Origin of the sequence: Helcococcus kunzii ATCC 51366 (genome assembly GCF_000245755.1) — a bacterium.
Classification (GTDB): domain Bacteria; phylum Bacillota; class Clostridia; order Tissierellales; family Peptoniphilaceae; genus Helcococcus; species Helcococcus kunzii.
Map to the genome: position 1 here is coordinate 385,304 of NZ_JH601088.1, position 14,377 is coordinate 399,680.

Here is a 14,377-nt window from a genome sequence, read left to right on the forward strand (position 1 = left end):
AAATATTTCAAAAAAATTTTATCAATTCTGCTAAATTTAGCTTATAAAAAATATTAAAAAAAATAAATATTTAAATTAACATAAAAATTTCATAAGGGGAGAATGTATGGAAAATAAAATTATTGTTGGTAAAGATTTCGAAGTAAATCTTTCTAAATTAAATAGACATGGTTTTATCACAGGTGCAACTGGATCTGGTAAAACTGTTACATTAAAAGTTTTTGCTGAAAATTTAGCAAAAAATGGCGTACCAGTTTTTCTTTCAGATATAAAAGGTGATATATCAAGTGTAATTGAACCAGGAGAAGTCAACGAATCAATAGAAAATAGAATAAAAGAGATTGGTTTGGACGATTATGAAAATAGAAAATTTGACGCAGAATTTTTTGATGTATTTGGGGAAAAAGGCATTCCATTAAGAACTACTATTTCAGAAATGGGGCCTATATTATTATCAAAATTATTAGGATTAAATAACATTCAAGAGGGTATATTAAATATTGCTTTTAAACTTGCTGATGAAAGACAACTTTTATTAGTTGATATAAAAGACCTAAGAGCAATATTAAATTTCGTTAATGAAAATAAAGATGAATTATCTAGCCATTATGGAAACATTTCTTCTGCATCCGTTGGTGCAATCTTAAGATCATTACTAGTGATTGAGCAACAAGGTGGAGATGTATTTTTCGGTGAACCAGCTTTTGATATAAAAGATTTGATGAAGACAAACTCTTCTGGAGAAGGTGTCATTAATATTTTATCTAGTAAAAAATTATTTGAATATCCTGCTTTATATAATACATTCTTACTATGGCTTTTATCTGAATTATATGAAAATTTACCAGAAGAAGGCGACTTAGATAAGCCAAAAATTGTATTTTTCTTTGACGAAGCACATTTACTTTTTGATGAAGCCGATACTGTATTATTTGAATTAGTTGAAAAGATTGTTAGATTGATAAGATCTAAAGGTGTGGGAATATTTTTTGTTACACAAAAATCTACGGACATTCCTGATGATATTTTGAGCCAATTAAGTAATAGAGTTCAACATTCTTTAAGAGCATATACTCCTAAAGAACAAAAAGAAGTAAAAGCTATTGCAGAATCATTTAGACAAGAAGAAGGTATGGATTTAGTAGAAGAAATTTTAAATCTTAAAACAGGAGAAGCAATTGTTTCAGTTTTAGATGATGATTCTAAGCCAACACCAGCCAAAAAAACATTAATTTGTCCACCAGAGTCAAAACTCGGTGAAATTGATGAGTCTGCAATTTTGAAAATCGTTAATTCTTCTCAATTTTATGAAAAATATATTGAAGCGATCGACCCAGAATCTGCATATGAAATATTAAGCAGAGAAAAGGAAGAAAAGATTCAACAAGAATTAAAAGCGAAACAAGAAGAAGAAATGAGAATTGCTGAAGAAAAAAGGTTAAAAGAGATTCAAAAGCAAGAGGAAAGACAACAAAAAGAAGAAACTAGAAAGAGAAATAAGACATCTATCTTTGAAAGATTTACCAATAATGTAATTGGTTCAGTTGGTAGAACGATAGGAAGAGAGATTACAAGAGGTATTTTCGGTACAAAAAGAAGATAATATGGGAGTTATATGAAAAAGATAATAAAAATTAGTCTAATATTTGTTTTATTATTTGCATTGTCAGCATGCTCAAATAATAAAGAAACAGAGCAAGAATCCACTAAGGAAAGTTCTGAAGAAAAAATCAAAATTAATGAAATTGATAAATCTGAATACAAAAATATTGAAAATGGAGGTTTTTTTGTAAATAATAAGGGTGTTGTGGTAGATAAAAAAGATACTCAAGGCTATAAAATTGTAGAGTGGTATTTTGATCCATTATGCCCATCTTGTATGCAAATTGAAGAAAAAACAAGCCCATATCTATTTGGAATTATGGGGGAAAAAACTTTAATAAATTATAAGCCATTAACTTTTTTAGGTAGAACAAAAAATGACGATCCTAAAAATCCAGCAATAACATACTCAGATGTTATGTCATCAATTATTCTATCTATGGCGGAAAATGACCCTGAATTAGTAAGTAAATACATTGTAAAAGTTGTAAATAAGAATTTTGTGGATTCAATTTCAAAGTTAAACGATACTGAAAAACAAAATGAAGCTATGAAAAATGTCTATACAAAAGATTTATCTGGTACAAAATGGGATAAAATCAAAGAAGATATGGATAAGACAATGATTACTGCGAGAAATTTAACTAATTATGTTAAAAATGACGAAGAATTAAAAGAAAAAACTTTAGATGGTAGTTTATCAGTACCATTAATTTATGTTCGTGGTGAAGAAAAAATATTAGATATTTACCAAGAAAATATGGACTATAGACCATTATTAGAAGAAAAATTAAAATAATTTATCTTAAATAGAGGAGCTATTGCAAAATAATCAAAAAGTTATTTTACAATAGCTCCTTTTTAAATTCATCAATTTGAATATGAGGTATATGGTTATTGTCTAATAGCTCTAAGGCGTATTCATCGACCCTGTAAGCTTCTTTATAGATGATTTTTGATATACCAGCCTGTATCAATGCTTTAGTGCAATTTAGGCATGGGAAATGCGTTACATAGCACACACTATTTTTAACTGAAATACCTTCTTTAGCACAGTAGATAAGTGCGTTTATTTCAGCATGAATTGTCGCTATGCAATGTCCATCTCTCATTTTATGACCAATTTCATCACATTGTGGATTACCAGAAATAGAGCCGTTATATCCTGTAGAAACAATTCTATTGTCTTTGTTTACTAAAACACATCCAACATAAGCGCGGTCGCATGTACCTCTCTCTGAAACAATTTCTGCAATATTCATAAAGTATTCTTCCCAAGATCTTCTCATAATAACCTCCAAGCATTACTTATCTATATTCTAACACATATAAGCTTAATATAATACAATTTTATTTATATTATGATATAATAAATTTGCTGAATAATATTTTTATCAGGAGGATTTATGAAGGATTTTAACGAACAGAATTTTAAGGAGCAATTTAAGCTCAATCTAGAAAGAAAATATGTTAAAAGTTTTGAAGATGCCGACAGATTTGAGAAATATAGTGCACTTTCAGAAACTATAATGGATTTGATTACAAAAAATTGGACAGAAACAAATAAACAAAACAAAGATAAAAGAAACGCATATTATTTTTCAGCAGAATTTTTAATTGGTAGATCATTAGGAAATAATTTATTAAATTTAGGTATTTTAGACGAAGTAAAATCAATTTTAAAAGATTTAGACATTGATTTTGATGAAATAGAAGACGAAGAAGATGATGCAGCATTAGGTAATGGTGGACTAGGTAGATTAGCAGCATGCTTTATGGAATCAGGTGCGACAGAAGGGCTAAATCTACACGGATATGGAGTTAGATATTCACAAGGTATTTTCAAACAAAGATTTGAGAATGGGTTCCAAAAAGAATATGGTGATGCATGGACCGAAAGAGGAGATTTCTGGTCACTAAGGAAAGAAAGTGAATCACAAATTGTAAACTTTAGAAATTTCAGCGTGAAAGCGGTTCCGTACGATGTTCCGATAGTTGGATATGAAAATGGGGTAGTAAATACATTGAGACTATGGCAGTCAGAACCTATCGAAAATGGTGGTTTTGATTTTGAAGATTTCAATGATTTTAGATATGATAAATCTTTAAGTGAAAAAAATAGAGCTGAAGATATCACAAGAGTACTTTACCCAAATGACAATATTAGAGCGGGTAAATTATTGAGATTGCAACAACAATATTTCTTTGTATCAGCTTCCATACAAGAATTGATACAAAAATATAAAAAAGCACATCCAGAAGATACAGACTTCAAAAATTTTGACAAATATCATGTATTTCAATTAAATGACACTCATCCAGTGATAGCCATTCCAGAAATCATTAGAATATTACTTGATGAAGAAAATATGTCATGGGATGATGCCTTCGGTGTTGCATCAAAAGTATTTGCATTTACAAATCATACTGTTTTACAAGAAGCTTTAGAGAAATGGAACTTAGACTTAATCCATGAAGTTTCACCAAGAGCGGTTGATATTATCAAAGAAATTGATAGAAGATTAATGGAAACATTAAAAAATGAAGGCTACACAATTGAAGAAATGGAACCATATAGAATTGTAAGGGATGATTATGTAGAAATGGCATTTTTAGCAACTTACTTGTCAACAAGTATCAATGGTGTTGCTGAGATACATTCACAAATCTTAAAAGATCAAACATTAAATCAATGGTACAAGCTATATCCTGAAAAATTCAATAACAAGACAAATGGGGTAACTCCAAGAAGATGGTTACAATATGCTAACCCAGAGTTAACTTCATATGTTGATGAATTATTAGGAAATGAAGAATGGAAACATGACTTAACAAAATTAGTAGAATTAGAAAAATTCAAAGATGATGAAGAAGTGTTAAATAAATTTAATGAAATAAAACATGAAAAGAAAGTTCAATTAGCTAAATATATTAAGAAATATGAAGGCATCGAAATTGATCCTAATTCAATCTTTGACATTCAAATTAAGAGACTACACGAATATAAGAGACAATTATTAAATGCTCTTAACATTCTTCATATGTATTATGAATTAAAAGAAAATCCAGATTTGGACATTTACCCAAGAACATTTATCTTCGGTGCAAAAGCCGCTCCAGGATACTTTAGAGCAAAAGGTATCATTAAGTTTATCAATGAAATAAGTCAAATGATAAACAATGACCCTGAAGTAAACAAAAAATTAAAAGTAGTATTTGTACAAAACTATAGAGTTTCATATGCGGAAAAACTATTCCCAGCAGCTGATATTTCTGAACAAATCTCTACTGCAGGAAAAGAAGCAAGTGGTACAGGAAACATGAAATTCATGATGAATGCTACTGTTACACTTGGTACTTTAGATGGTGCAAATGTTGAAATCTTCAGAGAAGCTGGATTAGATAATAACTATCTATTTGGATTGAAAGAAGAGGAAATAAGAGAAATTGAATCAACTTATGATCCTGTTAAAATCTATGAAGAAAATGAAAATGTTAAGAGAGTTGTTGATGCATTATTGAAAGAAGAAAAAATTTCAGATAATGGTACAAATCATTTCTTAGATATTTACAATAGCTTAGTTGATTCAAAAGACAACGACAGAGCAGACGTATACTATTTATTAGCTGATTTCGATTCATATGTAGAAGCTCAAGCTAAAGTTGACGCTGACTTTAGAAATAGAAAAGAATGGGCTAAAAAATGTCTAATAAACATGGCAAATAGTGGTATGTTTTCATCTGATAGAACTATTAGACAATATGCAGAAGAAATTTGGCACATATAATATTTGTTAAATTAAAGATTTAGTTGTATAATTTAAGAGTAAACAAAAGAAAATTTTAGGAGGACATATGCCATTAGTAGAAGCAGGAGCTATGTTAAAAAAAGCTTTAGAAGGAAAGTACGCAGTAGGACAATTCAATATTAACAATTTGGAATGGACAAAATCCATATTACTTGCATGTGAAGAAGTAAAATCACCAGTTATCTTAGGTGTTTCAGAAGGTGCAAACAAATATATGGGTGGATTTAACACAGTTGTTGGTATGGTAAAGGGTTTAATGACAGACTTAAACATTACTGTTCCAGTTGCAATTCACTTAGATCATGGTTCATACGAAGGTGCACAAAAAGCAATAGAAGCTGGTTTCACATCAGTTATGTTTGACGGTTCACACTATGATATTGAAGAAAACTTAGAAAAAACAAGAGAAATTGTTAAATTAGCACACGAAAAAGGTATTTCAGTAGAAGCTGAAGTAGGATCAATCGGTGGTGAAGAAGACGGTGTTATCGGTAGAGGTGAAGTTGCAGACCCTCAAGAATGTTTACAATTAGTAGAATGCGGAATTGATTTCTTAGCAGCTGGTATTGGTAATATTCACGGTGCATACCCAGAAAACTGGGAAGGTCTAGACTTAGAAGTTTTAGCTGAAATCCAAAAAACAGTAGGAGAAGTACCAATGGTATTACATGGTGGTACTGGTATTCCAGCTGAAATGGTACAAGATGCTATTAAATTAGGTATCTCAAAAGTTAATGTTAACACAGAATTACAATGGGCATTTGCTGAAGAAGTAAGAAATTACATCGAAGCAGGAAAAGATAAAGAAGGTAAAGGCTTTGACCCAAGAAAGATCTTAGCAAAACCTGCAGAAGCTATTATTGCAATGGTTAAAGAAAAGATTGAAATCTTTGGATCAGCAAATCAAGCATAATTAATAATATCTGTACAACAGCTGTACCAATTGGTATAGCTGTTGTATTAATTTAAAGGCTCAACAATATCTGTTGGATTTTATATCCAGCCGATATTGTTGAACTAATTTAAATATTAAATAATTTGATTTAATAAGCTAATCAATATAATATATAATCAAGATAGAGATACGATAATTTCAATATAAAAATAAAGAAGGATGGATATAATCAATCATTCTAGAAGATAGAGGTAAAATGGATATAAATAATTTAAAATCAATGAGACTAACCGAAATAAGAGAACTCGCTAAAGAGCTAGAGATAAAGTCTATATCGAGATATAATAAGGAAGAACTAATTAATGTAATAAAGGCAACTCAGGCTGAAAATAATTCAAAATCAGAAAGTTCAAATAATTCACAATTATCAGATAATACAGAAAAAAATCAATCAAATCACTCAAATAAAAACAATCAAAAAAATAATAGAGAAAACTCTCAAAAAGACAATAATGATACCGTTGAAATAGAAGGTTTATTAGAAGTCTTAAGTGATGGTTATGGATTTATAAGATCCGATAAATTTGAATCAGGAGAAAGTGACGTATTTGTTTCTCCGACACAAATTAGAAGATTTAAGCTTAAAACAGGTGATTATGTAAAAGGATTGATTAGACCAACCGATGATAAGGAAAAATTTCCACCATTAATTTATGTGTTAGCACTTAATGGAAATAGTCCGGAAAATGCCAATAAAAGAAACGATTTTGAAACATTAAAACCAATATATCCAACTTCACTTTTAAATTTAGAAGATCAACAAAATCATATTACAAATAGAATGATTAATTTGATTGCACCAATTGGAAAAGGGCAAAGAGGTTTAATAGTTTCACCACCAAAATCAGGGAAAACAACCATTATAAAAAATATTGCAAATGCGATAGAAAAAAATCATCCTGAAGTGAAAATCTTCATTCTTTTAATTGATGAAAGACCTGAAGAAGTTACAGATATTGAAAGATCAGTCAATAAATTCACCGCAAAGAGAGGAAAACTATTTAAAACGGAAATAATAGCTTCAACATTTGATGAGCAAGTTGAAAACCACGCTAGACTTTCAGAAATGACTCTTGAAAGAGCTAAAAGATTTGTTGAAGAAGGAAAAGATGTTGTCATACTTCTAGACTCCATCACTAGAATGGCTAGAGCATACAATATTTTAACTCCATCATCAGGTAAAACACTTTCTGGTGGTTTAGACCCGCTAGCTCTACACAAACCAAAGAGATTTTTTGGTGCTGCTAGAAATATTGAAGAGGGCGGTTCATTAACCATTCTTGCCACATGCTTAGTCGACACAGGCTCAAGAATGGATGATATGATATACGAAGAGTTCAAAGGTACAGGAAATATGGAACTTCATCTAGATAGATCCCTTTCTGAACTTAGAATCTTCCCAGCAATAGATATCATTAAGAGTGGTACAAGAAGAGATGACTTACTATTAACTGATGAAGAAAGAGAAGCCTTTATAAAATTAAGACGTATGAATAAAGACCAAAGAGTCGATCAAAGTCTAACCCAATTAATCAAATTATTCCAAAATAGTAAAGATAATAACGACCTTGTAAAAACTATTAAAAATATTTAACATTTATTTTGTGAAAACTTTAATAAAAAAATTTGAAAATCCTTTCAAAAAGCCGAGAATTTAGCGATTATTAAATCTCGGCTTTTTTATATCCAAAAATTCTTCAAAAAATATATTGGAAAACGTTGACAACTCTTCAATAATTTTGTATTATAAGAGTGTAAAAGATAGATAAATTTAAGACTGGCACAAATTGTTTATTCTTTTTCATCATAATTAACTCCAAAAAGCAGTTAACTGCTTTGAAGTAACCCCAAATCCAAAAGGACGATGGGGTTTTTTCATGTTTAAAAATGTGCATCAACATTTGCTGTCGTGAAATAAAAATATGGGGGGATAATCTACGATTACATGTGTGAATGGTAAAAATAGAAATACACATGTACAAATTTTCTTATAATTACATGTGTAATTGGAAAACTTGGAGATACACATGTAAACAAAAGATTGTGATTACATGTGTGAAGAGGAATATGGCGATTAGACATGTAAGACTGTTAAAAATCTTATATATCTAAAATGGAAAATTGCAATTACATAAGTAGAGGTTCAAAAATTTTAAATGTGTAAAAAGAAAATCTTAAAATATACATGTAAAATGGTTAAAAACTCTACATGTGTAAATAAAGTATTTAGAAATACACATGTAATAATTACTTTATACGTGAATTTCTTGATTAAAACGATATACTGGAAATAATCAGGAAATATCTTAAACATAATTGCCTCTCCAATTTTTTGCTCACTTAATCTCTCAGATTTCCACTACACCAAAACTTCATTACAAAAAAATCAAATATATTACTACAAAACCTAATTTGCTAAATTTGTTCATCTTTATATAATCTTAATACTGTAATGAATTTATTAATATTTCAAATTTATATAATGTGCTATAATTTAGCTGAATAGGAGGAGTGTATGCCTGAAAACTTTAATGAGTATTATAAAATTGATACTAAAGAAAAAAAAACTGGAAAGCTTAAGTTATTTTTCGGATATGCTGCGGGTGTAGGAAAAACATATGCTATGCTTCAGGCCGCTCATGATGCAAAAGATAGAGGAATTGATGTGGTTGTGGGATATATAGAACCTCATGCAAGACCGGATACTATTGCTTTATTGGATGGTTTAGAAAAATTAGATGAAAAAGTTGTGGAATATAAGGGGATTAAACTAAAAGAGTTTGATTTAGATGCAGCTTTACAAAGGTATCCACAGATAATTTTAGTTGATGAATTAGCACATAGTAATGCAAAGGGATTAAGACATAATAAGAGATATCAAGATGTTGAAGAATTATTGAGAGCAGGAATTAATGTATATACAACTGTTAATGTTCAACATATAGAGTCATTAAATGATTTAGTGGCATCCATCACTCATGTTTCTGTAAATGAGAGAATTCCAGATTATGTTTTTGATTTAGCGGACAAAGTTGAGCTAGTAGATATTGAACCTCAAGATTTAATCGTTAGGTTAAATGCTGGGAAGATATATAAAAAAAATAAAGTAGATCAAGCGCTTAATAATTTTTTTACTGAAGATAAATTGGAAGCTTTAAGACAGATTGCTATACGTCTTATTGCTGATAAATTGAGTAAGAAAGCACAAAAAGAAGAAAATAAGACAACGTTAAAAGCGACTGAGCATGTGTTGGTTTGTCTTTCTCCGTCAGCTTCAAATCCTAAAGTTATTCGAACTGCTACACGTATGGTAGATGCATTTCATGGTAGTTTTACAGCGTTATTTGTTGAAACTTCAGAAACAAAAGGATTAGATAGTGAGTCAATAAAAAAATTAAGAGAAAATATGCATCTAGCTGAACAATTGGGGGCAAAAATTGTAACTGTCTATGGGGAAGACATTCCAAAGCAGATAAGCGAATATGCGAAAATTAGTGGTATTACTAAGATTGTAATAGGAATGAGTGAGCAAAAAACACCTTTTTCAATAAGTAGTAAATCTTTGATTGATAGATTAACTAATTTTTTAGATGATGTTGATATTTATATTATTCCAGATATTAATTCTAAAAATATTAAAAAGAAAATAAGGAAAAGAATTAGAGAAAAGTTTAGTTGGAGTGATTTATTAAAAACTTTTCTGATTTTGATGGTAGCAACTGTAATTAGCTTTATTTTTTATGAATGGAAATTAAGCGAATCAAATATCATTATCGTATATTTGATAAGTGTTTTGGTAACGGCGATTGTTACTGAGGGATATATTTATGGAGTTTTAGTTTCGATATTTAGTGTTATCGTGTTTAACTTTTTCTTTACAATACCTCGATTTTCATTAATGGCATTTGATGTAAATTATCCTGTTACATTTTCAATTATGCTTTTATCTAGTGTGATTTCATCTACATTAGCAGCGAGAGTAAAGATTCAAGCGAGAGAATCCGCGCAAAGAGCATATTATACTTCTGTTCTTATGAGTAGCAATAAGAGATTGCAACAAGGACAGAGTGATGATCAAATCATTGAAATTGCTGTTGAACAGATTAAGACTATATTGAAAAGGCCAATTCTTTACTCTTTAGTAAAAAAAGACCATAAATTTGAGTTTAGGGTTTATCCAAAAGAATTAACTGAAAATATAATGAATGACATGAATCAAGAAGAGATGGGAGTTGCATATTGGGTAGCAAAAAACGATAAACATGCTGGAGCAACTACCAATACATTATCTCATGCTCAAAATTTATATTTATCAGTTAGAGGAAATCAAGAAGTAATGGCGATAGTAGGGATACCATTTACCAACTATCCACAATTGGAAACTATAGAAAAGAATTTAATGATAGCTATCCTTGATGAATGTGGTTTGGTTTTAGAAAGAAAAAAACTTCAAATAGAAAAGCAAAATGTTGAAATAGAAAAGCAAAGAGAACAACTAAGAGCAAATTTATTAAGGGCTATTTCTCATGATTTTAGAACTCCACTTACCAGTATAAGTGGTAATGCTGCTGTTTTGATGGAAAAGACAATTTCATTAACCGAAGAAAAGAAAAATGAGATATATTATTCTATTTATGATGATTCTATGTGGTTGCAAAACCTTACTGAAAATCTACTCGCAATTACAAAAATAGACAAAGATAAGATGCAAATAAAAATGAATGCTGAATTGATTTCTGAAGTATTTGATGAAGCGATATTGCATGTAGATAGAAAGATATCAGAACATCATTTAGAAGTAAAACTTTATGATGATATGCTTATGGCGAAAATGGATGCGCATTTAATAATTCAAGTGATTATTAATATTATTAATAATGCTGTGAAGTATACTCCAAAGGGTTCAACAATTATTCTATCTGCAGAAAGAATAAATGATGATGTTTTGATTAAAATTTCTGATAATGGTTATGGATTATCTGATGAAAGTAAAGCACATATTTTTGATATGTTCTATACTTCAAGTGTAATCGATAAAAGTGCTGACAGCAGAAGAGGTTTGGGTCTTGGACTAAGTTTGTGTAAGTCAATTGTTGAAGCACATGGGGGGCAAATATTTGTAAGAGACAATACACCTAGTGGAGCGATTTTTTCATTTACATTACCTTTAGAGGAGGTAGAAATAAATTATGTATAAGCCAAAAATTTTAGTAGTTGAAGATGATCCTGCTATTACAAATTTGATACGAACAACTTTAGATACTCAAGATTATTCTTATCATGCTGCAAAAACAGGAACTGAAGCGGTAAGAGATGCGCTCTCATATAATCCGGATTTAATTGTATTAGATTTGGGGTTGCCTGATATGGATGGTGTACAAATTATTGAAAAAATTAGATCATGGAGTAATTTGCCGATAATTGTTGTGAGTGCAAGAAGCGAAGACGAAGACAAAGTGGAAGCTTTAGATGCGGGGGCGGATGATTATCTTACTAAACCATTTAGTATAGAAGAGTTTTTAGCACGTATTCGTGTAAATTTGAGAAGAATTTGGAAAAATGAACAGAATCTTATGAATACAAGTTCTGTATATCAAAATGGAGATTTATCTATTGATTATGCTGCAGGATGTGCGTATATGAAAGGCGAAGAGATTCATCTAACACCAATTGAATACAAGCTTCTATGTGTATTATCAAAAAATACAGGAAAAGTTTTAACTCATAACTATATATTAAAAGAAGCTTGGGGAGATACACTTAGTGCATATTTACCTTCATTGAGAGTTTTTATGGCAAATTTAAGAAAGAAAATTGAAAAAGATCCTTCAATTCCTCAATATATTCAAACTCATATAGGAGTTGGATATAGAATGATAAAACAATAAAATATAAAATAAAAATAGACTAATGTAAATCAAATAGGTTTTACATTAGTTTATTTTTTTGTTAATTTTCAATCTTAATACAATCTTAATATCCGATTTATTATCTTAAGAATACATTCATATAAATATTGTTAATATATATTGGTAAATAAAGTATAAGTTTTAGGAGAGGATTAATTATGATGGATTTACTAATGATATTAATTTTATTGGTTAGTTTTATTTCAATGAAATATTTTGTCTACTGGTGTAGAAAAAGAGTGGATTTGAATGAATAGGAGGACAAGATGATAATATTAGGAATTATAGTTTTATTGTTATTTGGATATTTATTTTATGCACTTTTAAATCCAGAAGAATTTTAGTATGAGGAGAAAATTATGTTACAAATTGTTTTAGCAATAATATTTTATATATTATTGGTTATACCAATAGGATTGTATGTATATCGTGTGATGTCTGAAAAACAAACATTCGTAGATAAGATATTTAATCCTATTGATAAATTAATTTTTAGAATTTGCAGAATAAACAATAATGAAGAAATGAATTGGAAAAAATACACTCTTTCTTTATTAGCTACAAATTTCGCAATGATAATTGTAGGATATTTAATTTTAAGAATTCAAAGTATTCCTTTCTTAAATCCAAATTCAATTGGAAATATGGAAGAAACACTTTCATTTAATACAATAATAAGTTTTATGACAAATACAAACCTTCAACACTATGCAGGTGAATCATCACTTTCATATTTATCACAAATGGTAGTTATCACATTTATGATGTTTGTATCTGCAGCAAGTGGATATGCAGCATGTATAGCGTTTATACGTGCTCTAGTTGGTAAAACAAAAGAAAATGTTGGAAACTTTTATAAAGATCTTGTAAGAGTGATAGTGCATATATTAATACCATTCTCAATTATTGGCGGTTTGTTATTAGTATGGCAAGGTGTACCTCAAAATTTATCAAAAAATATTATAGTAGATACTATTGAAGGTGCAAAACAAATCATTGCAACAGGTCCAGTAGCATCTCTAGAAATTATTAAGCATTTAGGTACAAATGGTGGTGGTTTCTTAGGAGCAAATTCCTCAACACCAATTGAAAACCCAACAATCATTTCAAACTTAATTGAATTATTCTCAATGATGCTTTTACCAGGTGCATGTGTAATTACGTTCGGTAAAATGTTATCAGACAGAAAAAAAGAAATGAATACAAACAATAAATTTAATACAAAAATTAGCTTGACATCAAAAATCTTTGGTGCAGAAGGAAGAAGCATATTTTTAGCTATGAGTATTTTATTTATCATCAGCTTAGGCTTAATATTCTATGCAGAAAATCAAGGAAACCCAGCTTTATCAAAAGTTGGATTAAGCCAAGATATGGGCAGTATGGAAGGAAAAGAAGTGAGATTTGGTATAGCTCAATCTTCACTATTCTCTGCAACAACAACATCATTTACAACGGGTACAGTAAACAATATGCATGATACATTAACTCCAATCGGAGGAATGGTAACCATTCTAAATATGATGTTAAATGTTATCTTTGGTGGTGCTGGTGTTGGATTGATGAACATGATTACTTACGCTATTTTAGCAGTATTCATTTGTGGGTTAATGATTGGTAGAACACCTGAATACTTAGGCAAAAAAATTGAAGGAAGAGAAATGAAATTAGCTTCCTTTGTAATTATCATTCATCCACTAATAATCCTAGGTTTCTCTGCATTAGCTGTTGCAACAAAACCAGGTCTTGCAGGTATTACAAACCCAGGGGCACATGGATTATCACAAGTATTATATGAATTTTCATCTTCTGCCGCAAATAACGGTTCAGGATTTGAAGGACTTTCAGATAATACAATATTTTGGAATATAACAACTGGTCTAGTAATGTTTTTAGGAAGATATTTACCAATAATATTACAGATGGCTATAGCTGGTTCTCTAATGAAAAAACAATTTGTTAATGAATCATTAGGTACACTACTCACTGACAATGTAAGTTTTGCAATTATACTAGTTTTCATAGTATATATCTTTGCAGCTTTAACATTTTTCCCAGTTTTAGCACTTGGACCAATTGCTGAACATTTAGTTATTTAATTG

The 14,377-nt window shown here is 29.7% G+C and carries 10 protein-coding genes; 9 read left to right on the top strand and 1 reads right to left on the bottom strand.

The genetic code is table 11. From position 1 onward, the window contains the following. Positions 1-106: 106 nt before the first annotated feature. Both HMPREF9709_RS01650 and HMPREF9709_RS01655 read left to right on the top strand, forming a co-directional pair. Positions 107-1,603, top strand: coding sequence for a helicase HerA-like domain-containing protein (locus HMPREF9709_RS01650; protein WP_005397313.1), 1,497 nt, complete (start codon positions 107-109; stop codon positions 1,601-1,603). 12 nt (positions 1,604-1,615) lie between these two features. Next, positions 1,616-2,401 (top strand): hypothetical protein, encoded by a 786-nt coding sequence (locus HMPREF9709_RS01655; protein ID WP_005397316.1) that lies wholly within the window; start codon positions 1,616-1,618, stop codon positions 2,399-2,401. Positions 2,402-2,447: 46 nt separating this feature from the next. Here the strand turns inward: HMPREF9709_RS01655 and HMPREF9709_RS01660 are convergent, their stop codons facing one another. Then, complete coding sequence (locus tag HMPREF9709_RS01660; RefSeq protein WP_005397319.1) at positions 2,448-2,891, bottom strand: deoxycytidylate deaminase; 444 nt, start codon at positions 2,889-2,891, stop codon at positions 2,448-2,450. 117 nt (positions 2,892-3,008) lie between these two features. On the opposite strand from HMPREF9709_RS01660, the gene HMPREF9709_RS01665 reads away from it, so the two are divergent. From HMPREF9709_RS01665 to HMPREF9709_RS01690, 7 genes are all read left to right on the top strand, one after another. Further along, on the top strand, positions 3,009-5,390 hold the full coding sequence (locus tag HMPREF9709_RS01665; RefSeq protein WP_005397321.1) for a glycogen/starch/alpha-glucan phosphorylase: 2,382 nt from the start codon (positions 3,009-3,011) through the stop codon (positions 5,388-5,390). A 67-nt stretch (positions 5,391-5,457) separates the two neighbouring features. Beyond that, positions 5,458-6,324 (top strand): class II fructose-1,6-bisphosphate aldolase, encoded by an 867-nt coding sequence (fba, locus tag HMPREF9709_RS01670; RefSeq protein ID WP_005397323.1) that lies wholly within the window; start codon positions 5,458-5,460, stop codon positions 6,322-6,324. A 238-nt stretch (positions 6,325-6,562) separates the two neighbouring features. Continuing rightward, on the top strand, positions 6,563-7,960 hold the full coding sequence (gene rho / locus HMPREF9709_RS01675) for a transcription termination factor Rho (protein ID WP_005397325.1): 1,398 nt from the start codon (positions 6,563-6,565) through the stop codon (positions 7,958-7,960). A gap of 921 nt (positions 7,961-8,881) precedes the next feature. Continuing rightward, positions 8,882-11,563 (top strand): sensor histidine kinase, encoded by a 2,682-nt coding sequence (locus tag HMPREF9709_RS01680; protein ID WP_005397329.1) that lies wholly within the window; start codon positions 8,882-8,884, stop codon positions 11,561-11,563. Next, on the top strand, positions 11,556-12,254 hold the full coding sequence (locus tag HMPREF9709_RS01685; RefSeq protein ID WP_005397331.1) for a response regulator: 699 nt from the start codon (positions 11,556-11,558) through the stop codon (positions 12,252-12,254). The genes HMPREF9709_RS01680 and HMPREF9709_RS01685 overlap by 8 nt, the downstream gene beginning before the upstream one ends. Positions 12,255-12,541: 287 nt before the next feature. Continuing rightward, positions 12,542-12,619, top strand: a complete 78-nt coding sequence (gene kdpF / locus HMPREF9709_RS10405) for a K(+)-transporting ATPase subunit F (protein WP_083831401.1) — start codon at positions 12,542-12,544, stop codon at positions 12,617-12,619. A 15-nt stretch (positions 12,620-12,634) separates the two neighbouring features. Further along, positions 12,635-14,374, top strand: a complete 1,740-nt coding sequence (locus tag HMPREF9709_RS01690; RefSeq protein ID WP_005397333.1) for a potassium-transporting ATPase subunit KdpA — start codon at positions 12,635-12,637, stop codon at positions 14,372-14,374. Positions 14,375-14,377: the final 3 nt, after the last annotated feature.

Coding starts and splice junctions, on each gene's coding strand:
- rho (WP_005397325.1), top strand. CDS start 6,563: ATGGATATAAATAATTTAAAATCAATGAGACTAACCGAAATAAGAGAA.
- HMPREF9709_RS01685 (WP_005397331.1), top strand. CDS start 11,556: ATGTATAAGCCAAAAATTTTAGTAGTTGAAGATGATCCTGCTATTACA.
- HMPREF9709_RS01680 (WP_005397329.1), top strand. CDS start 8,882: ATGCCTGAAAACTTTAATGAGTATTATAAAATTGATACTAAAGAAAAA.
- HMPREF9709_RS01665 (WP_005397321.1), top strand. CDS start 3,009: ATGAAGGATTTTAACGAACAGAATTTTAAGGAGCAATTTAAGCTCAAT.
- fba (WP_005397323.1), top strand. CDS start 5,458: ATGCCATTAGTAGAAGCAGGAGCTATGTTAAAAAAAGCTTTAGAAGGA.
- HMPREF9709_RS01660 (WP_005397319.1), bottom strand. CDS start 2,891: ATGAGAAGATCTTGGGAAGAATACTTTATGAATATTGCAGAAATTGTT.
- HMPREF9709_RS01650 (WP_005397313.1), top strand. CDS start 107: ATGGAAAATAAAATTATTGTTGGTAAAGATTTCGAAGTAAATCTTTCT.
- HMPREF9709_RS01655 (WP_005397316.1), top strand. CDS start 1,616: ATGAAAAAGATAATAAAAATTAGTCTAATATTTGTTTTATTATTTGCA.
- kdpF (WP_083831401.1), top strand. CDS start 12,542: ATGATAATATTAGGAATTATAGTTTTATTGTTATTTGGATATTTATTT.
- HMPREF9709_RS01690 (WP_005397333.1), top strand. CDS start 12,635: ATGTTACAAATTGTTTTAGCAATAATATTTTATATATTATTGGTTATA.